The sequence below is a fragment of the Methylobacterium sp. WL18 genome, from assembly GCF_008040015.1.
GTDB classification, from domain to species: domain Bacteria; phylum Pseudomonadota; class Alphaproteobacteria; order Rhizobiales; family Beijerinckiaceae; genus Methylobacterium; species Methylobacterium mesophilicum.
The window spans coordinates 1-654 of sequence record NZ_VRVD01001209.1 but is presented as its reverse complement, the minus strand read 5'-3'; the positions used below and the strand labels follow the sequence as shown (position 1 = coordinate 654).

Here is a 654-nt window from a genome sequence, read left to right as displayed (position 1 = left end):
CCCCTGGGCCGCGCTGCCGCTGCTCGCCGCCGCCTGCGCGGTCGCGATTCTGGCCTGGATGGCCTTCGCGGGCGGCAGGCCCGAGCGCGCCCTGGTGCTCGGAATCGTCGCTTCCTGCCTGCTCGGGCCGGCGGTGCTGGGCGTGGCGCAGCGTGCGCTCCCGGCCCTCAAGGTCTCCCCGCGGCTGGCCGCCCTGCGCGACCGGATGACCTGCCCGAACCCGCAGGTCGCGAGCCTCGGCTACCGGGAGCCGAGCCTCGTCTTCCTCACCGGCACCGACCTCGCCCTGCCGCCGGACGGGGCCGCGGCCAGGCAATTCTTGGAGGCGGGCGGCTGCCGGCTGCTGTTCGTGGAGGCCCGGGACCGGGACGACTTTAACGCCGCCTGGCCGGTGGCGCGGGGGGCGCCGGCGCCGCTCGCCGAGGTCGAAGGCTTCAACCTCAACACCGGCCGGCGGGTGTTCGTGACCGCCTACGCGGTGGCTCCGTGACCGGCGCCCCGACCCTCAGCGTCGTCGTGCCGGTAAAGAACGAGGCCGGCAACATCGCCCCCCTGGTGGCCGAGATCGAGGCCGCCTGCGCCCCCCTCGGCTTCGAGCTGATCTACGTCGACGACGGCTCCACCGACGGCACGCCGGCCGCCCTGGCGGCGGCC

At 75.8% G+C, this 654-nt stretch carries 1 protein-coding gene and 1 pseudogene; both read left to right on the top strand.

What is annotated here, in order from left to right; genetic code table 11:
• Positions 1 to 490, top strand: a pseudogene (locus tag FV228_RS31875) (glycosyl transferase); the annotation flags it as partial.
• On the top strand, positions 487 to 654 hold a 168-nt coding region (locus FV228_RS31870; RefSeq protein ID WP_147857983.1), incomplete at its 3' end, for a glycosyltransferase. The pseudogene FV228_RS31875 and the gene FV228_RS31870, both read left to right, overlap by 4 nt.